Origin of the sequence: Microbacterium sp. CFBP9023 (genome assembly GCF_034045055.1) — a bacterium.
GTDB lineage: Bacteria > Actinomycetota > Actinomycetes > Actinomycetales > Microbacteriaceae > Microbacterium.
Genome location: NZ_JAXCWI010000001.1, coordinates 793713 through 817292 on the forward strand (window position 1 = coordinate 793713; position 23580 = coordinate 817292).

Annotated in this window: 27 protein-coding genes; 16 read left to right on the top strand and 11 right to left on the bottom strand. The window is 67.9% G+C overall.

Annotated elements, in window-relative coordinates; genetic code table 11:
• Window positions 1–63 precede the first annotated feature (63 nt).
• From SOM10_RS03910 to SOM10_RS03925, 4 genes are all read left to right on the top strand, one after another.
• A complete protein-coding gene (locus SOM10_RS03910; protein WP_072592302.1) occupies window positions 64–984 on the top strand; it encodes an ACP S-malonyltransferase in 921 nt (306 codons plus the stop codon).
• Window positions 981–1982, top strand: a complete 1002-nt coding sequence (locus SOM10_RS03915) for a beta-ketoacyl-ACP synthase III (RefSeq protein WP_320488486.1) — start codon at window positions 981–983, stop codon at window positions 1980–1982. The genes SOM10_RS03910 and SOM10_RS03915 overlap by 4 nt, the downstream gene beginning before the upstream one ends.
• A gap of 68 nt (window positions 1983–2050) precedes the next feature.
• Window positions 2051–2299, top strand: coding sequence for an acyl carrier protein (locus SOM10_RS03920; RefSeq protein ID WP_017202249.1), 249 nt, complete (start codon window positions 2051–2053; stop codon window positions 2297–2299).
• Window positions 2300–2389: 90 nt separating this feature from the next.
• The gene (locus SOM10_RS03925) at window positions 2390–3628 is read left to right on the top strand and encodes a beta-ketoacyl-[acyl-carrier-protein] synthase family protein (RefSeq protein WP_053096389.1); all 1239 of its coding nucleotides are present in this window, start codon (window positions 2390–2392) and stop codon (window positions 3626–3628) included.
• A 65-nt stretch (window positions 3629–3693) separates the two neighbouring features.
• Here SOM10_RS03925 and SOM10_RS03930 read toward each other — a convergent pair whose 3' ends face one another.
• Window positions 3694–4350 (bottom strand): YczE/YyaS/YitT family protein, encoded by a 657-nt coding sequence (locus tag SOM10_RS03930; protein WP_285363205.1) that lies wholly within the window; start codon window positions 4348–4350, stop codon window positions 3694–3696.
• Window positions 4351–4445: 95 nt separating this feature from the next.
• Here SOM10_RS03930 and SOM10_RS03935 point away from each other — a divergent pair, with 95 nt between their 5' ends.
• Complete coding sequence (locus tag SOM10_RS03935; RefSeq protein WP_320488512.1) at window positions 4446–5849, top strand: PLP-dependent aminotransferase family protein; 1404 nt, start codon at window positions 4446–4448, stop codon at window positions 5847–5849.
• A gap of 139 nt (window positions 5850–5988) precedes the next feature.
• Here the strand turns inward: SOM10_RS03935 and SOM10_RS03940 are convergent, their stop codons facing one another.
• Window positions 5989–6492, bottom strand: a complete 504-nt coding sequence (locus tag SOM10_RS03940) for a DUF3145 domain-containing protein (protein ID WP_053096393.1) — start codon at window positions 6490–6492, stop codon at window positions 5989–5991.
• Between the two features lie 188 nt (window positions 6493–6680).
• Window positions 6681–7454: a hypothetical protein gene (locus SOM10_RS03945; RefSeq protein ID WP_053096395.1), complete on the bottom strand. Its 774-nt coding sequence runs from the start codon at window positions 7452–7454 to the stop codon at window positions 6681–6683.
• 176 nt (window positions 7455–7630) lie between these two features.
• Here SOM10_RS03945 and SOM10_RS03950 point away from each other — a divergent pair, with 176 nt between their 5' ends.
• The 3 genes from SOM10_RS03950 to SOM10_RS03960 are packed head-to-tail and all read left to right on the top strand — an operon-like array spanning window position 7631 to window position 11218.
• Window positions 7631–9634, top strand: a complete 2004-nt coding sequence (locus tag SOM10_RS03950; protein WP_320488513.1) for a DUF262 domain-containing protein — start codon at window positions 7631–7633, stop codon at window positions 9632–9634.
• A gap of 1 nt (window position 9635) precedes the next feature.
• Window positions 9636–10883, top strand: a complete 1248-nt coding sequence (locus SOM10_RS03955) for an alpha/beta fold hydrolase (RefSeq protein ID WP_320488515.1) — start codon at window positions 9636–9638, stop codon at window positions 10881–10883.
• A 53-nt stretch (window positions 10884–10936) separates the two neighbouring features.
• A complete protein-coding gene (locus tag SOM10_RS03960; protein WP_320488517.1) occupies window positions 10937–11218 on the top strand; it encodes a hypothetical protein in 282 nt (93 codons plus the stop codon).
• A gap of 97 nt (window positions 11219–11315) precedes the next feature.
• Here SOM10_RS03960 and SOM10_RS03965 read toward each other — a convergent pair whose 3' ends face one another.
• The 3 genes from SOM10_RS03965 to glgA all read right to left on the bottom strand — a co-directional run bounded on the left by SOM10_RS03965 (window position 11316) and on the right by glgA (window position 13652).
• Window positions 11316–11573, bottom strand: coding sequence for a type B 50S ribosomal protein L31 (locus tag SOM10_RS03965; RefSeq protein ID WP_042537536.1), 258 nt, complete (start codon window positions 11571–11573; stop codon window positions 11316–11318).
• 91 nt (window positions 11574–11664) lie between these two features.
• The gene (locus SOM10_RS03970; RefSeq protein ID WP_320488519.1) at window positions 11665–12450 is read right to left on the bottom strand and encodes an ABC transporter ATP-binding protein; all 786 of its coding nucleotides are present in this window, start codon (window positions 12448–12450) and stop codon (window positions 11665–11667) included.
• 17 nt (window positions 12451–12467) lie between these two features.
• Complete coding sequence (glgA, locus tag SOM10_RS03975) at window positions 12468–13652, bottom strand: glycogen synthase (protein WP_320488520.1); 1185 nt, start codon at window positions 13650–13652, stop codon at window positions 12468–12470.
• A gap of 69 nt (window positions 13653–13721) precedes the next feature.
• Here glgA and glgC point away from each other — a divergent pair, with 69 nt between their 5' ends.
• From glgC to SOM10_RS03990, 3 genes are all read left to right on the top strand, one after another.
• Window positions 13722–14963 (top strand): glucose-1-phosphate adenylyltransferase, encoded by a 1242-nt coding sequence (gene glgC / locus SOM10_RS03980; protein WP_053096406.1) that lies wholly within the window; start codon window positions 13722–13724, stop codon window positions 14961–14963.
• Window positions 14964–15024: 61 nt separating this feature from the next.
• Window positions 15025–15660 (top strand): phosphoserine phosphatase SerB, encoded by a 636-nt coding sequence (gene serB, locus SOM10_RS03985; protein ID WP_320488521.1) that lies wholly within the window; start codon window positions 15025–15027, stop codon window positions 15658–15660.
• 32 nt (window positions 15661–15692) lie between these two features.
• Window positions 15693–16391: an alpha/beta fold hydrolase gene (locus SOM10_RS03990; protein ID WP_056278873.1), complete on the top strand. Its 699-nt coding sequence runs from the start codon at window positions 15693–15695 to the stop codon at window positions 16389–16391.
• Window positions 16392–16412: 21 nt separating this feature from the next.
• Here SOM10_RS03990 and SOM10_RS03995 read toward each other — a convergent pair whose 3' ends face one another.
• Window positions 16413–17120 (bottom strand): beta-ketoacyl-ACP reductase, encoded by a 708-nt coding sequence (locus SOM10_RS03995; protein WP_053096412.1) that lies wholly within the window; start codon window positions 17118–17120, stop codon window positions 16413–16415.
• 134 nt (window positions 17121–17254) lie between these two features.
• Here SOM10_RS03995 and SOM10_RS04000 point away from each other — a divergent pair, with 134 nt between their 5' ends.
• The 4 genes from SOM10_RS04000 to SOM10_RS04015 are packed head-to-tail and all read left to right on the top strand — an operon-like array spanning window position 17255 to window position 19289.
• The gene (locus SOM10_RS04000; protein WP_320488523.1) at window positions 17255–17881 is read left to right on the top strand and encodes a DUF4190 domain-containing protein; all 627 of its coding nucleotides are present in this window, start codon (window positions 17255–17257) and stop codon (window positions 17879–17881) included.
• A gap of 51 nt (window positions 17882–17932) precedes the next feature.
• Window positions 17933–18289, top strand: a complete 357-nt coding sequence (locus SOM10_RS04005; RefSeq protein WP_072591374.1) for a DUF3099 domain-containing protein — start codon at window positions 17933–17935, stop codon at window positions 18287–18289.
• A complete protein-coding gene (locus tag SOM10_RS04010; protein ID WP_320488524.1) occupies window positions 18286–18480 on the top strand; it encodes a hypothetical protein in 195 nt (64 codons plus the stop codon). Before SOM10_RS04005 ends, SOM10_RS04010 begins: the two co-directional genes overlap by 4 nt.
• An 8-nt stretch (window positions 18481–18488) precedes the next feature.
• Window positions 18489–19289 carry an SURF1 family protein gene (locus SOM10_RS04015; RefSeq protein WP_320488525.1) on the top strand — a complete coding sequence of 267 codons (801 nt, stop codon included), beginning with the start codon at window positions 18489–18491 and terminating at the stop codon, window positions 19287–19289.
• A gap of 6 nt (window positions 19290–19295) precedes the next feature.
• On the opposite strand, the gene SOM10_RS04020 is transcribed toward SOM10_RS04015, so the two are convergent.
• Genes SOM10_RS04020 through SOM10_RS04035 form a run of 4 tightly spaced genes read right to left on the bottom strand, consistent with a single transcriptional unit; the run spans window position 19296 to window position 22761 of the window.
• Entirely contained in the window at window positions 19296–20063 is a 768-nt protein-coding gene (locus SOM10_RS04020; RefSeq protein ID WP_320488526.1) for a hypothetical protein, read from the bottom strand.
• Window positions 20064–20066: 3 nt separating this feature from the next.
• Window positions 20067–20501 carry a cupin domain-containing protein gene (locus tag SOM10_RS04025; protein ID WP_320488527.1) on the bottom strand — a complete coding sequence of 145 codons (435 nt, stop codon included), beginning with the start codon at window positions 20499–20501 and terminating at the stop codon, window positions 20067–20069.
• On the bottom strand, window positions 20498–21115 hold the full coding sequence (locus tag SOM10_RS04030; protein ID WP_056278879.1) for a pyridoxamine 5'-phosphate oxidase family protein: 618 nt from the start codon (window positions 21113–21115) through the stop codon (window positions 20498–20500). The genes SOM10_RS04025 and SOM10_RS04030 overlap by 4 nt, the downstream gene beginning before the upstream one ends.
• 47 nt (window positions 21116–21162) lie before the next feature.
• A complete protein-coding gene (locus SOM10_RS04035) occupies window positions 21163–22761 on the bottom strand; it encodes an ABC-F family ATP-binding cassette domain-containing protein (protein ID WP_053096429.1) in 1599 nt (532 codons plus the stop codon).
• Window positions 22762–22958: 197 nt separating this feature from the next.
• Between SOM10_RS04035 and SOM10_RS04040 the strand changes: the two genes are divergently transcribed.
• Window positions 22959–23579, top strand: a complete 621-nt coding sequence (locus SOM10_RS04040; RefSeq protein ID WP_320488532.1) for a DedA family protein — start codon at window positions 22959–22961, stop codon at window positions 23577–23579.
• The last annotated feature ends 1 nt before the right edge of the window (window position 23580 follow it).

The following is a 23580-nucleotide window of genomic DNA, read 5'->3' on the forward strand; positions in this document are numbered from 1 at the left end:
GTTCTTCGGAATCTTGTGATGGATCATCCACCACTTCTGTCAGATCGTTGGCAGACTGGGGTGGTGATTGTCGTCGTATGCCCTGGACAGGGCTCGCAGACCCCCGGTTTCCTCTCCCCCTGGCTCGAGCTGGACGGCGTGACGGAGACTCTCGCCTCGTACTCCGAGGCCTCCGAGGTCGACCTCCGGCAGCACGGAACGGTGTCGGATGCTGACACGATCCGCGACACGCGCATCGCCCAGCCGCTGATCGTCGCCGCGTCCCTCATCGCCGCCGCCGCACTCACCGCTCGCGCGGGACGCCGAGCAGACGGCGTCGCCGGACACTCCGTCGGCGAGATCGCCGCACTCGTCGGCAGCGGAGTGATCGATGCCGAGACCGGCATGCGCCTCGTCGGCATCCGCGGCCGCGCGATGGCCGATGCCGCCGCCCAGACTCCGACCGGCATGAGCGCCGTGCTCGGCGGAGACGAGGAGGCCATCCTCACCCGTCTGAGCGAGCTCGGCCTCTCCCCCGCCAACTACAACGGCGGCGGCCAGCTCGTCGTGGCCGGTGAGCTCGCCGGGCTCGACGCTCTCGCCACCGAGCCCGTCAAGGGCACCCGCGTCATCCCTCTGCAGGTGGCGGGCGCGTTCCACACCTCGTTCATGGGGTCGGCCGTCGCCGCACTGCGTGACGCCGTGTCGACCGTGACTCCCGCAGATCCCGACATCACACTGTGGACCAACCGCGACGGCTCGGTCGTCAGTGACGGTTCGCAGGCCTTGACCTATCTCGTCGACCAGGTCTCCTCGCCCGTGCGCTGGGACCTGTGCATGGCCTCGTTCGCCGACCAGGGCATCACCGGCCTGATCGAGCTCGCCCCGGCGGGCGCGCTGACCGGTCTCGCCAAGCGTGGCCTGCGCGGCGTGCCGACCGTCGCCGTGAAGACCCCCGATGATCTCGATGCGGCCGTCGCGCTGCTGAACGGAGAAGCCGCATGAGCCCCACCCTGAACCAGATCACCGGTCCCGCCTACACCCGCATCTATTCCTTCGGTGCTGCCCGGGGCGAGAACGCCGTGCCGAACGAGGACCTCATCGGACCGATCGACTCGAGCGACGAGTGGATCCGCCAGCGCACCGGCATCGTCACGCGTGTCCGCGCGGACAAGGACACGGACGCGATCGATCTCGCCGCGATCGCCGGCGCTGAGGCCATCGAGAAGTCGGGCATCCCCGCTGACCAGGTCGACCTCGTGATCGTCGCCACCATCAGCAACCCCAAGCAGTCGCCGTCGGTGTCCGCGATCGTCGCCGACCGCGTCGGTGCGAGCCCCGCCGCGGCCTACGACGTGAACGCCGCCTGTGCCGGCTATGCCTATGCGATCACCCAGGCGGATGCGCTGATCAGGTCCGGCGCCGCCCGCTACGCGCTCGTGATCGGAACCGAGAAGCTGTCCGACGTCGTCGATCCGACCGACCGCAGCATCTCCTTCCTTCTGGGCGACGGTGCCGGAGCCGCGCTCATCGGCCCGAGCGACACGCCGGGCATCGCGCCCGCAGTGTGGGGATCGGACGGGTCGAAGGCCGACGCTGTCGGCATGAATGCGACGCTCACCGAGTTCCGCGACGGCGAGGTGCCGTGGCCCACCCTTCGTCAGGAGGGCCAGACGGTCTTCCGCTGGGCGGTCTGGGAGATGGCGAAGGTCGCGCGCGAGGCGCTCGACCGGGCCGGCGTCGAGCCGACGGACATCGCCGCGTTCATCCCGCACCAGGCGAACATGCGCATCATCGACGAGTTCGCGAAGCAGCTCAAGCTTCCGGAGAGCACCGTGATCGCCCGCGACATCGAGACCACCGGCAACACGTCGGCGGCCTCCATCCCGCTCGCGAGTCACCGTCTGATGGCCGAGCATCCCGAGCTCTCCGGCGGCCTCGCACTGCAGATCGGCTTCGGCGCGGGTCTCGTGTTCGCCGCTCAGGTCGTCGTCCTTCCCTGACAACGCGCCGACTTTCCCTAGACTGTTCCACGGTTCCGAATACAACCCGTAAGAAAGAGGAAGACCACATGGCTTTCACCAACGATGAGGTCCTCGCTGGCCTCGCAGAGCTGATCACCGACGAGACCGGCATCAACGCCTCCGAGGTCGCCCTCGAGAAGTCGTTCACCGACGACCTCGACATCGACTCGATCTCGATGATGACGATCGTCGTCAACGCCGAGGAGAAGTTCGGCGTCACCATCCCCGACGACGAGGTCAAGAACCTCAAGACCGTCGGCGACGCCGTCAACTTCATCGTCGCAGGCCAGGAGTAATCCACGCAGGATGCCACCCCCGCATCTGCGGGGCGTGGCATCCTCCGCCTTGCCCGCCCTCTGCTCGACCCGCCTGACAAGGAACCACACATGACCAAGCGCATCGTCGTCACCGGCATCGGCGCCACGTCCGCCATCGGCGGGACAGCTCCCGAGAACTGGACGAACCTGCTCGCAGGCCAGTCCGGCACCCGCACTCTCGAGCACGACTGGGTGCAGCAGTACGAACTCCCCGTGACCTTCGCCGCTGAGGCGATCGTCCGCCCCGAAGAGGTCCTTCCCCGCCACGAGGCGAAGCGTCTCGACCCGTCGTCGCAGTTCGCGCTCATCGCGGCGCGCGAGGCATGGGCGGATGCCGGCTCGCCCGAGGTCGCACCCGAGCGCCTCGGTGTCGACTTCGCCACCGGCATCGGCGGCCTCTGGACCCTCCTCGACGCCTGGGACACTCTGCGCGAGAAGGGACCGCGCCGGGTGATGCCCCTGACCGTTCCGATGCTGATGCCGAACGCCGCTGCCGGCAACCTGTCGCTGCAGTTCCAGGCTCGCGCCTACGCGCAGACCGTCGTGAGTGCCTGCGCATCGAGCACCGAGTCGATCATCCACGCCTTCCACCACCTGCAGGACGGTCTCGCCGACGTCGTGATCGCGGGTGGCACCGAATCCGCCATCCACCCGATCACGATGGCGTCCTTCGCCTCGGCTCAGGCCCTGTCGCGGCGCAATGACGACCCGGCGACCGCCTCGCGCCCCGGCGCGATCGACCGTGACGGCTTCGTGATGGGAGAGGGCGCTGCGGCGCTGATCCTCGAAACCGAGGAGCACGCCCGGGCGCGCGGCGCCAAGATCTACGGCTACGTGCTCGGCGGTGGCGTCACGGCAGACGCCTATCACATCACGGGCAATGACCCCGAGGGCAACGGTGCGGCCCGCGCCGTCACCCAGGCTCTCGACGAGGCCGGCATCAGCGCCGACCAGGTGGCCCACATCAACGCCCACGCGACGTCGACCCCGGTCGGCGACCCCAACGAGTACGTCGCACTCAAGAAGGTCTTCGGCGACCGGATCGATGAGATCCCCGTGTCGGCCACGAAGGCGTCGACGGGGCACCTGCTCGGCGGCACCGGAGCCCTCGAGGCGATCTTCTCGCTGCTCGCCCTGCGGGACCGCGTCGCTCCGCCGACCATCAACATGACCGAGCCCGACCCGGCTGTGCCGTTCAAGCTCTCGGGCGAACCGCAGCCCCTCGGCGACGGTCAGCTCTACGCGATCAGCAACTCGTTCGGCTTCGGCGGGCACAACGCCGTCGCCGTGTTCGCAAGCGCCGACTGACTGAGGTGGAAGAGAGAACGGCCCCCGGGTGATCCCGGGGGCCGTTGTCGTCGACAGCGGTGGGACTACGCGCGGGCGAGCTGCCGTGAGCGAGCCGCCCGCACCCGCGTCGTCCAGGGCAGGAACCACCCGATCAGCGGCCCCACCCCGAACGCGAAGAGCACGGTTCCCACGCCCACAGGTCCGCCGAGCAGGAACCCGATCAGCAGCACGCTGCCCTCGATCAGAGTGCGGACGAGCCAGACCGGCCAGCCCGTTCGCCCGACGAGACCCGTCATGAGGCCGTCGCGCGGGCCGGGACCGAAGTCCGCGGCGATATAGAGCCCGGTGGCGAACGCGAGGAGCAGCAGCCCCGCAACGAACATCGGGGCACCCACCCACACCGACGGGGGCACGGGGAGGACGAACAGTGCGAGATCTGCACTCGGTCCGACGAGCAGTGCATTGAGCAGCGTGCCGAGACCGACGCGCTGCCGCAGGGGGATCCACAGGAGCAGCACCAGCACGGAGACGAGCACCGTCACCACCCCGTAGCCGATGCCTGCGTTTCCGGCGATGCCGAGAGCGAGGACATCCCAGGGCGCGACGCCGATGCCTCCGCGCACCATCAGACCGAGTGCCACACCGTAGAGGAACAGGCCGACGAGCAGCTGGACGATGCGCTCGACGACGTCACGACGACTGGTGGCTGCGATGGGGAGGAAGACGGAACGGAGCTGCATCCCTCCATCGTGCACCCGCCGAGGATGCGCGCCAGACGTCCACTCGACGAGAAGTGGCCTGCTTTCCTCAGGCCACTTTGCGGCATGCTGGAGAGATGACCTCACGACTCGTCCAGCAGCTCGGCGCACAGAACGTCGCCGGCGGTACAGCGAAGGCCCTGGCCGAACAGATCCGTGCGCTGATCCTCGACGGTCGACTGACGGTGGGCGAGCGTCTGCCGTCCGAGCGAGCGCTCGCCCTCGAGCTGCGACGGTCCCGCTCCACCACGACCCGCGTGTACGGGCTCCTCGAGGTCGACGGCTACGTCTCGCGTCGGCACGGAGGCAGCACCCGTGTCACACTTCCGCACACCGCAGCACGTGTCGGTCCTGTGGCTGACGCCTCGGCGATCGATCTGTCGATCGCCTCGATGGATTCGACGCCGGGGCTGTACGACGCGACGGTACGATCGCTCCCCCGCCTGGCCGCGCTGCGCGGCACGAGCGGATACTCGCTGCAGGGCCTCCCCGAGCTGCGTGACGCAGTCGCCGAGCGCTTCACGCAGCGGGGGCTCCCGACGGATGCCGACGAGATCATGATCACGTCCGGCGCTCTCCACGCGTTCAACCTGGTGCTCGCGACGATCGGCCGACGCGGAGAGCGTGCACTCGTCGAGCAGCCGACCTTCCCGCACGCTCTCGAGGCGCTCCACCGCCATGGCTACCGACTGGTGCCGACTCCGGTGGATGTCACCGGGTGGGATGAGCGCCACATCGCCGACACGCTTCTTCGCAGTCGCCCCCACCTGGCGTATCTGATCCCCGACTTCCACAATCCCACCGGCGCGACGCTGCCCGACACGGCCCGGTCACGCATAGCGGCGACGGCGCAGAGCGTCGGGACGCATCTCGTCGTCGACGAGACGACCGCGGAGCTCGACATCGATCGAGGCTGGACTCCACGTCCTCTCGCGGCGTTCGGCCCGCGCGTCATCACCGTCGGCTCGATGTCGAAGATCGCCTGGGGCGGCATGCGCATCGGCTGGATCCGTGCCGACCGCGCGATGATCACCCGCCTGCTCGCCGTCCGCCCCTCGTTCGAGCTCGGCACGGCGCTGCTCGAGCAGTGCATCGCCGTCGAGCTGCTGCGCGAGATGCCCGCTCTCACCGCGCACGTCGCGTCACGCCTGCACGCGGGTCGGGATGCCGTGGCGGCGGGACTCGAATCGATCGAGAGCCTCTCGATGCCTCAGACGAACGGCGGACTGTCCGCCTGGCTCGATCTCGGCGCTCCCGTCTCGACGGAGTTGTCGCTGGCCGCACGTGATCACGGGCTGATCCTCCCGCCCGGACCTCGCTTCTCCACGGGTGGCGTGCTCGAGCGGCGCCTGCGCATCCCGATCACGCTGCCCCCGGAGCGCACCGCCGAGGCGATGCAGCGACTGCGGCTCGCGTGGGACGACGTGATGTCCGGCGGAACCACCGCCCGCACCGACATGGCCCGGTCAGCCGTCATCTGACGGACGAGGACCCCGTCCCTGCTGTCCAGGGGCGGGGTCCTCGTCATGTATGGAAAGGGAATTCGCCTTCTCAGCGTCCGGGATCGCTCACCGGCATCCGATACTCGCGCCTTCCCCTTCCAGGTCTGTGGGCGGCTACCTAGCCGACCTTGTGCAGCCACACGACACGCGCGTCATCGCTCGCGTGGCGGAACGGCTCCAGCTCCTCGTCCCAGGCCGAGCCGAGTGCGATGTCGAGTTCACGCTGCAGCTCGGTCGCGCTCCCGGCCGCGATCTCCATCGCGTAGCGGATGCGGTCCTCGCCGATGACGATGTTGCCGGCCGCATCCGTCTGGGCGTAGTGGATCCCGAGGTCGGGAGTGTGCAGCCAGCGCCCGCCGTCACTGCGAGGCGTCGGATCCTCGGTCACCTCGAAGCGGAGATGCTCCCAGCCGCGGATCGCGGTCGCGAGAGCAGCGCCCGTGCCGACCGGACCATCCCAGTAGAACTCGGCACGGCGTGCGCCATCGAGCACGGGCTGGTCGCTCCAGTCGAAGTTCACCGCACGACCGATGGCGCGTCCTACCGCCCATTCCAGGTGCGGGCAGAGCGCGCGAGGTGCAGAGTGGATGAACACCACTCCGCGTGCGTAAGCCGTCGCCATGATCTCTCCGTTTCATCAGGTGCGTCTTCCCCAACGACCTGAAACACCGAGAACTGGCGTGAATATGCGGTTATGGGGCTATTCTCGCCCAGACCAGGCGAAATCACAAGCATGTGATTCCACGAAGAAGGCCCCGGTCGCGAGGACCGGGGCCTTCGGACCGTCGCCGGTCCTGATTCGGATGAGGCTCAGGCCTCGCTCATGGCCTGCTTGACCTGCTGCCCCTTGGCGGCGTAGTACGCGGCACGGGCGGCGTCACGGCGAGCCTGCTCGGCGTAGCCCGCCTCGAGGACCTCCTGCGGGACCTCGACGTTCGGCACGTCCTGGGTGCCGTGGTACTTCTCGATGTAGGCGTCGAGCTCAGGGCCGGACGTCCACGACGTGATGAGGCAGTAGCGGGGCTCGGTGCCCACGTGCGTCGCGGCGTGCCACAGACGCTGCGTGTCGACGATGAGCTGTGCACCGGCGGGCAGGGCGATGCGGTACTCGATGCTCGGGTCCGTACGGTTCTCGCGCAGGACGAAGAAGCTGTCCTTGTCGTCGCTGAGGTTGAAGAATCCGCGCACGACCCATCCGGTGCCGTCGGGGTTCAGACGGTTGTTGTCGTCCTGGTGGAGGTTGTACAGGCACTCGCCGTACGGGGTCGGCTGCAGCTCGATGACGCGGCAGCGACCGACGTTCGCGCCGGGCTCCTGTGCACGACGCGTGAGGTTCGGAGCCTTCGCCGTCTGCGAGTCGATCCAGACGCCGTCCTTGTCGGTGCGCGGCGGCTTGTGGTTCCAGAAGCCGTTGCACTCGATCTCGCCCTTGGCGCTGGCGAGCGGCGCGAAGCGGGTGTCGCCCGACGACTTCCAGTCGTTGTACTCGATGTCGAGCCACTCCTTGGGGTCGAGCTCCTGGTCGTAGCTGTCGAGCACGACGAAGCCCTTGTCTTCGAGCGCCTTCGATTTGATGTATCCCATGATCTAGGTCATGTCCCTTCATCGGGGGCCAGCACGTTTTAACAGGCCCTGATAAGGCAAGCCTAACAGGGCACCTCTGGAGCGCCGCCGAGGGCCGCCGTGAATAAGCGAATAGACTGAATCGGGCGCCTGGCGACTCCTCGGCGCCGGGCGTTACGGGAGGACGAGACACCAGCATGAGCACTGCGACCAACGTCGAGGCGACAGCTGTCAACACGATCGAGTGGCTCGCAGAGGACTCCACGACCATCGTCGTGCCGGTGTACCAGCGCCAGTACCGGTGGGACATCGGCGGGTGCGAGCAGCTTCTCTCGGACGTCCGTGCGGTCGCCCGCGAGGACTCATCCCACCGCCACTTCATCGGGTCGATCCTGTCGGCGGCCGACGACAGCGATGCCGACACCGACCTCGTCCTGATCGACGGGCAGCAGCGCATCACCACGCTGATGCTGCTGGTCGCGGCCCTTCGGCATGCCGTCCAGGACTCCGACCCTCGGCTCGCCGCCGACCTCGACCGCGTGCTCGTGCGCCCCGACGACCCCACCCGCACGAAGCTGCGCCCGCACGACGCATGGGCCGAGCTCTACGAATCCGTGGTGCTCGAACGCGACGGTCACGCCGACCGCGAGTCGCGGTTCGATGACAACTACGCGTTCTTCCGCAGCCAGGTGCACGCCGATGAAGCCCCGCTCATCTGGGCGGGCCTGCAGAAGCTCGAGCACGTGTCGATCACGCTCGGTGCCGACGCGAACGCCCAGCAGATCTTCGCGAGCCTGAACTCGACGGGCGAGCCGCTGCGCGACCACGAGCTCATCCACAACTACATGCTCATGGGCCTGACCCACACGGAGCAGCTCGAGGTCGAGGAGCGGTTCTGGCTTCCGATCGAACGGCACACCGGAGAGGCGATCGGAGCCTTCTGGCGGCACTATCTGGTGATGACGACGGGACGGGAGGTCGCCGCCAACGGCGAGCACGGCGTCTACAGCGCGTTCCGGCAGTCGTTCCCTCGCGTCGACCTGGACCATCTGCAGGCGGATGCCGAGGTCTGGCGCCACTACGCGGAGATCTACGGCATCCTGCTCGATCCTTCGCGCGAGCAGGACCCGGAGATCGCCCGGCAGTTGCGCTACGTCAACACCTTCGGTCGGGCGTCCTACCCTCTCGTCCTCAGCGTCTACAGCGACCACGCCCGAGGTCTGATCGAGCGGGATGAGCTCGTCGAGACTCTCGAGTGGATCCAGGCGATGTACCTGCGGCGGACACTCGTCAATCTTCCGAACGAGCGCCTGGTCGCCCGTCTCTGCCGCGCACGTGCGCATGGGCGCGACGCCCTGGCTCGCGCCTTCGCCCGCATCACCCCGTCTGACGAGCGGGTGAGTGCGGTGGTGAAGTACAGCGAGCTCGCGCACCCGGCATACGTGCTGGGCCGCATCGAGGGGGTCGACGACCCGATCGACTTCGATGTCGAGCACATCGTGCCCACGGTGCCCAGCGACAGCTGGTCCGGCGACGGCGTGCGCCAGTGGATCGAGTACTCGGACGACGAACGCAACGCGCATCGCGCTCTCGCCCCCACGCTCGGCAACCTCACGCTTCTCGAGCAGCGACTGGCGGAGCGGGTCTTCGGAGAGTCCTATTCCGTCAAGCGCGACTCCGCGTACGCCCGCAGCACGATCGCCGAGACCAAGGCGCTCGCGGCCACCGACACCTGGGGCACCGCGGCCATCTCGCAGCGCACGATCCGCCTGACCGCGGACCTGCTGCGGATCTGGGCCCGCCCCGCACTGCCGGAGATCGATGACGACGGCCTCACTCCCATCCTCGATGCCGTCCGCCGCCGTGGATGGCCCGCCGGGTGGGAACGCGAGTTCGAGTACGTCGAATACCGCGGAGAGCGCTGGGAGGTCTTCGACGTCAAGCACCTCTTCAACCGCGTCTTCCGCCGCGCCTGGACCGACACCCGCGCGGCGGCCGTGTCGTACTGCGCCGCTCACGGCGGTCCGATCTACGACACCATGGCCTGGAAGGGTCAGTGGGACCAGCTGGACGAGACGCACCACCTCTACATGGGGTGGGATTCGAACTACATGATGAACGCAGTGCAGGGCGTGCTCCACGAGGCCGACATCGCCTCGGAGGTCTTCGTCAAGTACTCCTTCATCGGGAATGTGATGTGACATGACCACCACCATCCACCGCCTCTTCGACCTCACGATCGAGGAGCACACGCTGACCGTGCCGCTCGTCTGGGGCGACGCCTCAGACACCCGCACGATCGACATCTTCGCCCGCGTCGTCACCCGCGAGGGAGGCGAGCGACTCCCCTTCCTCGTCTACCTCCAGGGCGGCCCCGGTCACGAAGCGCCGCGACCCTTCCACGCCTCATCCTCCCCCGCCTGGCTCGACGAGGCCCTCGCGCACTACCGCGTCGTGATGCTCGACCAGCGCGGCACCGGCCTGTCCACGCCCGTGGGCGACGGCGACCTCGCACGAGGCTCCGAGGCAGTGGCCGAGTATCTGACCCATCTCCGCGCGGACTCGATCGTCCGGGACTGCGAGGCGATGCGCGAGCACCTCAGCGCTGAGACGTGGAGCGTGCTCGGCCAGTCGTTCGGCGGGTTCACGACCTTGGCCTATCTCTCCACCGACGCGGACTCGCTGGCGGACGTCTTCATCACGGGCGGCCTGAGCACCGTCGATCGTCATCCCGATGAGGTGTACGCGCTCTGCTATGACAAGATGCGCGCGGCCTCCGAGCAGTACTACCGGCGATTCCCGCAGCATCGCGACGTCATGCGGGGTCTGGTCGACCGGGCAGCAGCCGGCGACATCGTGCTCCCCGACGGCGAGGTGGTGTCGCCGTCTCGACTGCGCTCTGTGGGCTCGGCGCTCGGCACGAACGAGGGCTGGCAGACCCTGTGGTCGCTCCTGGAGCGAGATGCCGCATCGAACGCGTTCCGCCACGACCTCATGCACGCGCTGCCCTACAGCGGTCGCAACCCGCTCTACTTCGTCTTCCACGAGTCGAGCTACGCCAGCGGACACGCGACCCGCTGGTCCGCCGAGCGGGCGGAGCCCCAGGACTTCCGGGACGACGTCACGCTGTTCACCGGAGAGCACATCCGCCGCGACTGGACCGAGACCGTGCCGGCCTTCCGGCCGTGGCGCGATGTGACGCTCGCGCTGGCCGAGTTCGAGTGGCCGCGCATCTACGACGAGGTCGCCATCGCCACCTCGGGTGCGACGGGCGCGGCCGCCGTGTACGTGAACGACGTCTACGTGCCGCTGGAGTACTCCCTCGAGACCGCGCGCCTGCTGCCGGGCGTGAAGCTCTGGGTGACGAGCGAACACGAGCACAACGGCCTGCGGTCGGGTCCCGTGCTGACGCATCTCATCGATCTCGCCCAGGGCCGACGCATCCGCTGAGGATCCTCCTGCAGACGGATGCCGATCGGAGTCGTCCCGCCTAGCCTGGAGTCATGGCCGACATTCTCGGGACCCTGCTGACGATCGCGCTCCTCCTCCTGGCCGCGACCGCGGTCGTGGTGGTGATCGTGGCGGTCTACTCCCGTACTCCGCTCGAGAAGAAGTACGAGAGCGCGGGCGGCGGCCTGGGCGGATCGTTCGACGCGGTGTGGATGCCGTCGGCGCACGAAGCCGGTGCCGAGCGAGACCGTCAGACTCAGCGCACCGCCCCCGCACCGGCCCCTGGCGACCCGCTGGGCCGCATCGACGGAGAGCGCATCGTCATCGACGTCTGACGACTCGCGCGCGATCCGACCGCAGAAGACGAACCCACTGCAGACGACGAAGGCCCCGTGTTCCGAGGAACACGGGGCCTTCGATCGCGGGGGGTCGTTACTTGGACGATCCGCCGAAGCCCTTGAAGCGCTGGTTGAACTTCTCGACGCGACCGGCCGAGTCCATGATGCGCTGCTTGCCCGTGTAGAACGGGTGCGATGCCGAGGAGATCTCGACGTCGATCACCGGGTACTCGACACCGTCGAGCTCGATGGTCTTGTCGCTCGAGACAGTCGAACGGGTGAGGAACGTCTCGCCCGAGCCGAGGTCGCGGAACACGACAGCCTTGTACACGGGGTGAATGTCAGTCTTCATGGGATTCCTTAGTTGCTGCCCTGGATTGTGCCAGGGACGAGGGAAGTCTGCGGTGCAGAGAGCACCAAGGATCGATTCTATCAGATGCGCATCAGGATGCCGCGCGGGCCGCATATCGACCCTCTTCGCTGCTGAGGACGATCGGCATGCCGAACGTCTCGGTCAGAGCCTCGGCCGTCAGAGTCTCGGCGACGGGCCCGGCGGCGACGATGCGCCCCTCGCGCATCAGCAGCACATGAGTGAATCCGACCGGGATCTCCTCGACGTGGTGCGTGACCATCAGCATCGCCGGCGTCGTCGGCGACGACGCATAGCCGCTCAGGAGTGAAAGGAGCTCCTCGCGAGAGCCGAGGTCGAGAGACGCGGTCGGCTCGTCGAGCAGCAGCAGCTCGGGATCGGTCATCACGGCGCGGGCGATCTGCACGCGCTTCTGCTCGCCGTCGCTCAGCGTTCCGAAGGTCCGGTCGGCGAGGTGGTCGAGTCGCCAATCGCCGAGGACGCGCAGCGCACGACGCTCGTCGATGTCCTCATAGCTCTCGTTCCATCGCCCGAGCACCGAGTATGCCGCTGTGAGCACCGTGTTCAGAACCGTCTCTTCGCGCGGCACGCGCTTCGCCATCGCGGAGGACGCGAAGCCGATGCGCGGGCGCAGCTCGAACACATCCGTGCGTCCGAGGGTCTCTCCCAGCACCGTGACGGTTCCGGACGTCGGGTGCATCAGCGTGTCAGCCAGCTGGAGCAGCGTCGTCTTGCCTGCGCCGTTGGGTCCGAGGATCACCCACCGCTGATCATCGTCGACCTGCCAGGTCACGTGATCGATGATGTTGCGCCCCTCGCGGCGCACGACGACGTCGGTGAATTCCAGAGCGCTCGACATGCCTCCAGCCTATCGGCTCAGGCGGTCAGCTCCGCGTACAGCGCGCGCGTGGTGTCGGCGATCGCGCCCCAGCTGAACTCGTCGCGAGCCCGCTCCCGGCCGGCCGCACCATAGGCACGGGCTCGCTCGGGATCGGACGTCACCTCGGTGAGCACGTCAGCGAGGTCGGCGACGTAGCGCTCCGGATCGACCGGCGTCCCCGTGCCGTCCTGGAGCTGCTCGATCGGCACCAGGCGGCCGGTGACCCCGTCGTCGACGACTTCGGGGATGCCGCCGGTCGCCGTGCCGACGACGGCAGCGCCGCAGGCCATGGCCTCGAGGTTCACGATTCCCAGCGGCTCGTAGACGGACGGGCACACGAATGTCGTCGCCGCGGTGAGGATGGCCGACAGCTCGTCGCGCGGCAGCATCCGATCGATCCAGACGACGCCCTCGCGGGTCTGCTGGAGAAGTCGTACGCCCTCCTGCACCTCCGCCATGATCTCGGGGGTGTCCGGCGCGCCGGCGCAGAGGATGAGCTGGACCTCCGGGGGCAGCAGACGAGCGGCCTGAAGGAGGTACGGCAGGCCCTTCTGCCGGGTGATCCGGCCGACGAACACGACGGACGGCCTGGTCGGATCCATACCGACCGACTCGAGGAACGCCGGGTTCTGCACCGGCCGCCAGCGATCCACGTCGATGCCGTTGTGGATCACGCGCACCCGGGTCGGGTCGACCGACGGGTAGCTCCGCAGGATGTCCTCGCGCATGCCGGCGCTGACCGCGATCACCGCCGCCGCGTTCTCGTACGCGAGCTTCTCGATTCCGCTCGACACCGCGTATCCCCCGCCGAGCTGCTCGGCCTTCCACGGGCGGAGCGGTTCCAGGCTGTGCGCGGTGAGGACGTGCGGGATGCCGTGAAGCTGCGAGGCGATGTGCCCGGCGAAGTTCGCGTACCAGGTGTGACTGTGCACGAGATCGGCGTCCGAGATCGCCGCGACGATCTCGAGGTCCGTCCCGAGCGTCTGCAGCGCGGGGTTCGCGGAGGCCAGTCCTGCAGGTGTCCGGTAGGCGAAAGTTCCCTCCTCGTCACGAGGAGCTCCGAAGGCTCTGACCTGTACATCGATATTCTGCCGCAGGGCCGTGACGAGCTCGGCGACGTGCACACCGGCACCTCCGTAGATCTCCGGCGGGTATTCCTTCGTGATCATCTCGACGCGCATGTCTAGACGGTAGTGACTCAGTTGTCCAGATGCTAGTTAGCCGAGCCGAATCGCATCTATGGTTGGTGCATGTCCGCACCAAAGAAGATCTTCGGCATCATCCTCGCCGGCGGCGAGGGAAAGCGTCTCATGCCCCTCACGGCCGATCGGGCCAAACCTGCAGTGCCTTTCGGCGGACAGTACCGATTGATCGATTTCGCGATCTCGAACCTCATCAACTCGGGTCTGCGCCAGATCGTCGTGCTCACGCAGTACAAGTCGCACAGTCTCGATCGCCACATCTCGCAGACGTGGCGCATGTCGGCTCTCCTCGACTCGTACGTGACCTCGGTGCCCGCGCAGCAGCGTCTCGGAAAGCGCTGGTTCTCGGGCTCGGCCGATGCGATCCTGCAGAGCCTGAACCTCATCAACGACGAGAAGCCCGACATCGTCGTCGTGATCGGCGCCGACCACGTCTACCGCATGGACTTCCGACAGATGCTCGACGCCCACATCGAGTCCGGCGCGAAGGCCACCGTCGCGGGCATCCGCCAACCGCTCGCCATGGCGTCCCAGTTCGGGGTCATCGACGCCGACACCGAGTCCGGCCGCATCAAGCAGTTCCTCGAGAAGCCGACCGACATCGCCGGCCTCGAGGACTCGCCCCACGAAGTGCTCGCCTCGATGGGCAACTACATCTTCGACGCGGATGCGCTGATCGCCGCGGTCGAGGCAGACGGCGAGTCGCCGACCTCCGGGCATGACATGGGCGGCGACATCGTGCCGTATTTCGTCGATCGGGGCGAGGCCGGCTACTACGACATGAAGCGGAACGATGTCCCGGGCTCATCGCCGCGCGACCGCTCGTACTGGCGCGACGTGGGTACGATCGACTCCTTCTTCGACGCGCACATGGACCTGATCTCCACGCTTCCGATCTTCAACCTCTACAACATGGAGTGGCCGATCCATTCGCAGGCCGTGAACTCGCCGCCCGCGAAGTTCGTGCGCGACTCCGTCGGGCGCATCGGCAATGCGATCGACTCGATCGTGTCGCTCGGATCCGTGCTCTCGGGCACTCATCTGGAGCGCAGCGTCGTGGGTCCGTGGACACTCGCCGGAGGAGGATCCACCATCACCGACTCCGTCGTCTTCGACGGTGTGCGGGTGGGAGCGGGATCGAGAGTCCATCGAGCCATCCTCGACAAGAACGTAGTCCTGGCGGACGGTGCGACCGTCGGCGTCGACCGCGAGCGAGATCTGGCTCGCGGGTTCACCGTGACCGAGTCGGGCATCACCGTGGTGGGCAAGGGCCTGTTCATCGAGAGGTGACGGTGTCGCCGCGATACGCGGCTGCACAGCGGGCCGTTCTGCTGTCGATAGGCTCGAAGGCGTGACTGCCGCGCGTTTCCTCGTCGTCCTCGATGCCGATTCCACCCTCATCCGCAACGAGGTGATCGAACTGATCGCCGATGAGGTCGGGCGGGGCCCCGAGGTGCAGGCGGCCACGGAAGCCGCGATGCGCGGCGAGATCGACTTCGCCACCAGCCTGCGCTCCCGCGTCGCTGCGCTCGAAGGCGTACCGGTGTCGGGGTTCGCGCGCGTGCTGGCGCGCATAGAACCGACCCCTGGGGTGCGCGAGCTCACTGCGGCCGTCCATGAGCGCGGCGGTGTCGTGGGAGTCGTGTCCGGAGGGTTTCACGAGATCCTCGACGACGTCGCCCCCGGGCTCGGCGTCGACCGGTGGCGCGCCAACCGCCTCGAGATCGTGGACGGCGCCCTGGCCGGCCGCGTCGATGGCGAGATCGTGGATGCCGCCGTGAAAGCCGCCTCACTGCAGCAATGGGCCGACGAGCTCGGGGTCCCCCGTCACGCCACCATCGCGATCGGAGACGGAGCCAACGACCTGCAGATGATGGCCGTCGCCGGTCTCGGACTGGCGTTCAATGCGAAGCCTGCCGTACGCGCGGCGGCGAGTCTCGTGATCGGCCCGCAGGACCTCTCCGAGGTCATCGCGCTGCTGCCCTAGCGGATGTCCGAGGCCCCGTCTAGCGTCGAGGCATGGACATCATCCTCATCCCCGGTCTCTGGCTCGACGCGTCCAGTTGGAGCGAGGTGACCGCCGACCTCGAACGCGCGGGGCACTCGGTGCATCCCCTGACGATGCCCGGCGTCGGTCTCCCCGCCGCCGCTTCCTCCGACATCGGAATCGCCGAGTGGGTCGATGCCGCCGTGGCCGCGGTCGACGACATCGGGGCACCCGTGGCCGTCGTCGGTCACAGCGGCGGCGGCAACGTCGCCTGGGGCGTCGCCGACGCACGGCCCGACCTCGTCTCGCGGGTCGTCTTCGTCGACACGGTGCCGCCGCCCTCCGGGTTCGGCATCAGCGAATTCGAGGTCGTCGACGGCGTCGTCCCGTTCCCGGGGTGGGACTACTTCCCCGCCGAAGACGTCGACGACCTCGACGACTCGACCCGCGCCCGCACCGCTCCGCTCGCTCGGAGCGTTCCCGCGCGGGTGCCCACCGATCCGATCGAGCTGCGCTCGGAGCAGCGCCACGGGGTCCCCGTGACACTGCTGATGGGCGCGATGGATCAGGAGACTCTCGAGTCGGAGCTCGAGCAGTGGGGCCCGTACGCGGACGAATTCCGAGCGATCGGCGACGCCGAGGTCATCCGCATCGGCTCAGGACACTGGCCGCAGTTCTCGGTTCCGGGCCGCTTGGCCGAGCTCATCGACGCGGCGGTCTCCCGTCGGTGACGACAGGGCGTCGGCCTCGGCTCAGTGCCCCATCCCGAGGCCGCCGTCGACGGGGATGACCGCGCCCGAGATGTAGCCGGCGTCGTCGCCCGCGAGCCAGGTGACCACGCCCGCGACCTCGTCAGGAGTGGCGAAGCGTCCGGCGGGAATGTTCGCCTTGTACTGCTTCTGAGTCTCCTCGGGCAGCTCTGCTGTCATGTCGGTCTCGATGAAGCCCGGCGCGACGACGTTCGCGGTGATGCCGCGTCCGCCGAGTTCGCGGGTCAGCGATCGCGCGAAGCCCACCAGTGCGCTCTTCGATGCAGAGTAGTTCACCTGCCCCGCCGAGCCGTACAGGCCCACGACGCTCGAGATGAGGATGACGCGTCCGAAACGAGCCCGCAGCATGCCCTTGGACGCGCGCTTGACGACACGGAACGTTCCGCCGAGGTTGGTGGCGACGACGCTGTCGAAATCGTCCTCGCTCATGCGAAGGAGGAGAGTGTCCTTGGTGATCCCCGCGTTGGCGACCACGATCTCCACCGGCCCGAGCTGCTGCTCGACCTCGGTGAATGCCGCGTCGAGAGCCGCGGCGTCCGTGACGTCCGCGCGGACCGTCAACGTGCCGTCGGGGCCTTCCCCGCTCCGCGCCGTCACTGCGACGCGGTATCCGTCACGGACGAATCGCTCTGCGATGGCGCGGCCGATGCCGCGGTTGCCGCCGGTGACGAGGACGACGCGAGAACTCATTTCCACTCCTGATCTGGCCGCTGGGGTCGGGGCCTGGTCGTCCTCGATCCTACCGAGGATGCCGCCGTCCGACCGGCGTCGTTTGACAGACGGACGCCGCGACTGGAACGCTGAACCCGACGAAAGGCGCCACCGTGAGCGACAACAGCATCCCCACCCCTTCGGGCGGACCGCAGCCGACTCCCCCGCCGCCCGCAGCGCCGGCACCACCCGCACAGCCTTACCAGGCAGCTTCTCCGGCGGCGCAGCCGCCGTCGTACCCGACTGCCCCTCCGGCGTCGCCCACCCAGGCGTACCCGGGCGCCGCTCCTTCCTTCGCGCCGAGCCAACCTGTCCACGACGGCGGATCGATGCACCCCTACGGCTCAGCGCCTGCAGCGTCGCCCTACCCGACGTCCGCTCCCGGCCAACCCGCCACCGGATACCCGAACTACGCGGCACCGAACTACACGGCACCGAACTATCCCGCACCTCGCCCGGCGAGCGGACTCGCGGTCACGTCGCTGATCTGCGGAATCGCCGGAGTCGTGCTCTTCTGGGCCGTGGTGCCTCTGCTCGCCTCGATCGTCGCCGTGATCACCGGCCACATGGCGCTCCGGCAGACGAAGGCGAACCCCTCGATCGGCGGACGCGGCATGGCCTTCGCCGGCCTCATCATGGGGTACATCATGGTCGCGGTGCTCGTAATCGGCATCGTCATGACGGTCATCGGGTTCCTGTTCTTCGGCGCCTTCACTCTGCCCTTCCTCTTCTCGACCTGAGCGGCAGACGGGCGCGCCGTGGTGCCCGCACCGGCGTAGGCTGGACTCATCGTGAAGAGCAAGCCACTGGTCCCTGCTGTCACCTCGCTTCCGCAGTCGCCGAAAGACGAGGCGGACCACCGCGTGCGCCGATACGCGCTCACGATGACGATCCGCATCGTCTGCTTCGCGCTCATGATGTTCGTGCAGCCCTACGGCTGGTACACATGGGTCTTCGCGCTCGCGGCCGCGCTCCTTCCCTACATCGCGGTGGTGTTCGCGAACGCAGGAAGCGACAGCACCGAGACGACGGCGGAATCTCCCGTGCAGCAGCTGGAGGCACCTGCCCCGGCCCCGACGCTTCCGGTCGAACAGGATCCGCCGCCTCACGTCATCACCATCCACGAAAGCCGCCAGGATCGCGAGTGAGTGGACTGGAGTGCTCGCGTGCCGGATGCCGGAGCGCGGCGACCACGCAGGTGGTGTGGCGCAATCCGCGTATCCATGCCGCCGACCGTGAGAAGATCTGGCTCGCGTGCGACGAGCATGTCGCGTTCCTCCACGACTATCTGGCTGCCAGAGACTTCCCCGTGACAGTGAGAGATGGTATGCCCTCGTGAGTGCCCGGATGGGTCGATGGACCGTGTACGTGCTGATCGCGATCGGCTTCGCGGTCGGGTGCGCCTTCCTGTCGAATTGGCAGTTCGAGCGCAACGAGACGAGATCCGAGCAGATCGCTCTCGTCGAGAAGAACTATGACGCGGATCCCGTCCCGCTCTCCGACCTCATCGGCGCCGACGGAGCCCTCGAGCCCGGCGACGTCTGGCATCCTGTCGTTCTGAACGGCGAGTACATCGCCGATGACCAGCTCCTCGTGCGCAATCGGCCCCATGGCGGCACGAGTGCGTTCGAGGTTCTGGTGCCGTTCCGCGATGTCGACGGACGTGTGTTCATCGTCGACCGCGGATGGGTGCCGCCCGGCGACGGTGATTCCCCGGATGCCGTTCCTGCGCCTCCGAGCGGAGAAATCGAGGTCATCGTGCGTCTGCGTCCCGGAGAGCAGCTGCCGGCCTCGGGACGCGGCGCTCCCGAGGGCCAGGTGCCGACGATCAACCTCCCCTCGATCGCCGAGCTGGTCGACGGAGACGTGATCACGAGCGCGTACGGGCAGATCGTGAGCGAGGAACCGGCGGGCGAAGGCACCCTGGGCCGCTTCGACTCCCCCACCGACGACCCCGGCCCGCATCTGTCGTATGCGATCCAGTGGATCCTGTTCGCGCTGATGGGCTTCGTGTTCATCGGCTACATCATCCGCACCGAGATCGTGAAGCACCGCGAAGAGGTGGAGGGGATGCCGGCACCCGTCAAGAAGTCCCGGCGCCGTGACAGCGATGCCGACGTCGAGGACGAGCTCCTCGACGCTCGCTGAGGCGCGTCAGCCCCAGGCCCGCACGTCCACGACGAGGGCGGTCTTGGGGTAGCGGCCCGAGGGCGTCCCGATCTCGAAGAGATCGATCAGGAGCATCAGCGGATAGTCGGGCGACTGCGGGATCCGCCGCAGCACCCTCCCCTCGCAGCCGATCACCGTCTCGCCGTCACCCCAGACGACTGTCCAGGTGTGCTGCTCACTCGCGTCGAACGGGAGCACCACCTCGGCCATGTCGGTCTGCAGACGCGGATCACCGTGCGCCTTGATGCCGGTCCGCGCTCGAGTCGTATTCGAGACCGCATCCGCGTCGATCTCGAAGATGCAGATCTCGCCGGCATCCCTCTCCGAGAGGTGTTCGATCCCGACGAGCCAGGCGGCGAGCATGCATCCTTCGTCGGCGCTCGCGGCGACGGTCACATCGATGCGTCCGCGGGCGGGAGCGAACAGCAAGTGCAGAGGCGTCTCCGTTCGCACCTCCAGACCGTCCGGACGATGTCGGTGCGTGCCGCGCGCCGACCCGACGGATCCGGAGAACACCGCGGTCTGCACATTCGACACACGGAGCGGGGCATCCTCCTTCCGCCAATCGAGCTGATCGCTGTCGATACGCAGGCGCAGCACCGAGTCGACGATCTCATATCGCGCCGCCGACCTCTCGGGAACCGTCCAATGCGGGAGGTAGTGGGCGACCCATTTCTCGTCGTCGAGCCCCGCCGAGAAGTCGTCAGCGAAGCTCGGGACCCCTGACGGCGGAGGCGGGAGAACCTCGCTCATCGTTCAGTCGGACCAGGGCAGCGGCCGGTCAGGCAGGCGCGCGCTGTCATCGGGAAGATGCGGCAGCTCCTGGCCTCCGGCCCGGATGCACAGCCAGCGGAGCTCCCCCGCACTGCCAGGGTGAGACCGCCAGGTGCGGGCGACCCCCTGACCGACTCGGATCACGGTGCCGGGGCCGACCTCGACGATCTCGTCGTCGAGACCCATCTGCCCGCGCCCCTCGAGGAAGACGTAGAGCTCCTCGATGCGTGAATGAACGTGCCAGTACCCCGCCTCCTCACCCGGAGCGAGGGCGTTCGCGGTGAGTCCGATGAACTGCATCGTCAGCTCGTGGTCGACGACGCGGCGCCCGTCGCGGGAGCGCGCGGCATCGAAGCCGCCGTGGTGCTCACGCCACTCGTCCAGCGCACCGATCTCGATGACCTGGAAGTCGCTCATGCGCGAGCCTCCTCCTCGATGCGGTCAGCGGCGCGACCGGAGAGCGCCCGGCTCCAGCCATCCGCGGATGCCTCGTACACGAGACGGGTGTGGTTCCGATCGGTCTCCCCCTGCCAGAACTCGATGCGGCTCGGGACGATGCGCCAGAGCACCCAGTCCCCGTCGGCGATGCCGGCCTGTGCTGCCGCCGAGCGAGCGGCGAGGTCGGCAGCGCTCTCCTCCGGCGTCGCCTCCTCCACGCGGCCGCGCACGCGGACTGCACGGACCTGCGGCTGCCACCAGAAGTTCAGAGCCGCGGCCGGCACTGCGCCGAGCTGCGCACCCTTACGGGACGACCGCGTGCTCGCGAAGGCCCACCCTCGTTCGTCGATCCGCTTCAGGATGAGCGTGCGCGCATCGGGGATCCCGTCCTCGTCGACCGTCGCCAGCGTCACCGTGTGCGGTTCCGCCACCCCGGCTGCGGCGGCGGCGCGCAACCACTCGGCGAACAGGACCGCCGGGTCATCCGGCAGGTCGCGGATGTCCCAGTCCGGCGCGACGCCGGTGAGAGCGTGGCGTCCTCTCAGCCAGTCGTTGAGCGGATCGAGGGCGAGGTCGGAGTCGTCATGGGTCACCCTGTCGACTATGCCACTCCCGTCGGACGTGGCCCACCCCGGACGCGTTACGCGAGCTCGATGAGGTCCTGGTACTCCTGGCTCCAGAGGTCCTCGACACCGTCGGGAAGGATCAGCACGCGCTCCGGGTTGAGCGACTGCACCGCACCGGGGTCGTGCGAGACGAGGACCACTGCACCCTCGTAGTGCGCGAGAGCGCCGAGGATCTCCTCGCGAGACGCGGGATCGAGGTTGTTGGTGGGCTCATCGAGCAGCAGCAGGTTGGCCGAGGAGACCACGAGGGTCGCCAGCGAGAGACGCGTCTTCTCGCCGCCCGAGAGAACCCCGGCGGGCTTGAGCACATCGTCGCCGGTGAAGAGGAAGGATCCGAGCACCTTGCGCGCTTCCATCTCCGTGATGTGCGGAGCGGCCGAGACCATGTTCTCGAGCACCGAGCGGTTCACGTCGAGGTTCTCGTGCTCCTGCGCGTAGTAACCGACCTTGAGTCCGTGGCCCGGCTCGAGCTGACCCGTGTCCGGCTCGTCGACTCCGGCGAGCATCCTCAGCAGCGTGGTCTTGCCCGCACCGTTGAGGCCGAGCACGACGACCTTCGATCCGCGGTCGATCGCGAGGTCGACATCCGTGAAGATCTCGAGCGATCCGTACGACTTCGACAGCCCCGTCGCCATCATCGGGGTCTTGCCGCAGGCGGCGGGCTTGGGGAAGCGGAGCTTCGCCACCCGGTCTTCCTGGCGGACCTCGTCGAGACCCGCGAGGAGCTTCTCGGCACGCGCGATCATCTGGTGAGCGGCAGCGGCCTTCGACGCCTTCGCACCGAAGCGGGCCGCCTGCTGCTGCAGCGTGGTGGCCTTCTTCTCGGCGTTGGCTCGCTCCTTCTTGCGGCGCTCCTCGTCGGCCACCCGCTGGCGCAGGTAGTTCTTCCAGTTCATGTTGTAGGTGTCGATGATCTGGCGGTTCGCGTCGAGGTAGAAGACGCGGTTGACGGTCTCGCCGACGAGCTCGACGTCGTGGCTGATCACGATCAGCCCGCCCTTGTAGTTCTTGAGGAACTCGCGCAGCCACACGACGCTGTCGGCGTCGAGGTGGTTGGTCGGCTCGTCGAGGATCATCGTCTCCGCATCCGAGAACAGGATGCGCGCGAGCTCGATGCGACGACGCTGTCCGCCCGAGAGCGTCGAGAGCGGCTGATCGAGGATGCGGTCGGGCAGCGAGAGGTTGTTGGCGATGGATGCCGCCTCGGCTTCTGCGGCGTATCCGCCCTGTGCCTCGAACTGCTCGGTGAGGCGCGCATAGCGCTTCATCGCCTTCTCGGCCACGGCGGGGTCTTCCGAGCCCATGGCCAGCGAGGCCTCGGTCATGCCGAGATTCAGCTGTCCGAGTCCGCGGGCATCGAGGATCCTCGTGCGCGCCAGATCCTCCGGGTTGCCCGAACGGGGATCCTGGGGCAGGTAGCCGAGCTCTCCGGAGCGCGTCACCGTGCCCCCAGAGGGAAGGACGTCGCCGGCGAGCACCTTGGTGAGCGTGGTCTTGCCTGCACCGTTGCGGCCGACGAGACCGATCTTGTCTCCGTCGCTCACACGGAACGACACGTTCTCCATCAGGAGGCGTGCGCCCACGCGGATCTCGAGTTCGTGCACGGCAAGCACAGGTGGGATGTCCGTTCTTTCAAGGGGGTTCAGGCCGAGGGGCCAAACTCCCAGTATAGATCGCTCGGCTGGGTGTTCAGTCGACGTACGGATCGTGGTGCAGTCGTCGGCCTGTGCACAGATCTACCTCTGCGGGTGGATGCGATCGATACCTCAGGGTGATGCCCTGCGTGCCCTCCGCTTTCTAGCCTGCTGAGGTGGACGTCATCAACGAGCTCATCCTGCAGACCGTCGCCTCCCCCTGGCTGTATGCCGTGCTGCTCGCGGTGACGATCATCGACGGCTTCTTCCCGCCTGTTCCGAGTGAGACCGTGCTCGTGGCGGCAGCCGCCGTGCTGGCATCCTCAGGAGAGCCATGGGCGCTGATCCCGCTCGGGCTCGTCGCCGCCGTCGGCGCGACCATCGGCGACAACATCGCATTCGTGCTCGGTCGTCGACTCGGCACGACCCGCTGGGCGTGGATGCGTCGACCGCGGATCGCCTCGGCCTTCGCCCACGCGGAACGCGCCCTCGACCAGCGCAGTGCGGCTCTGATCCTCGGCGCTCGATACATCCCTGTCGGCCGTGTCGCTGTGAACATGTCGGCGGGCGCGCTGCAATTCCCCTGGAGGCGTTTCCTTCCCCTGAGCGTCGTGGCCGGTCTCAGCTGGAGCGCGCTGAGCCTGGCGATCGGGCTGCTCGCCGGATCATGGATCGAAGATCAGCCCCTCGCCAGCGCCGGGATCGGTATCGGGGTCGCTCTCATCATCGGACTGGTCATCGACCGCGTCACCGCTGCCCGGCGTCGACGCGCCCCCATCTCGCAACTGGCAGGATGAC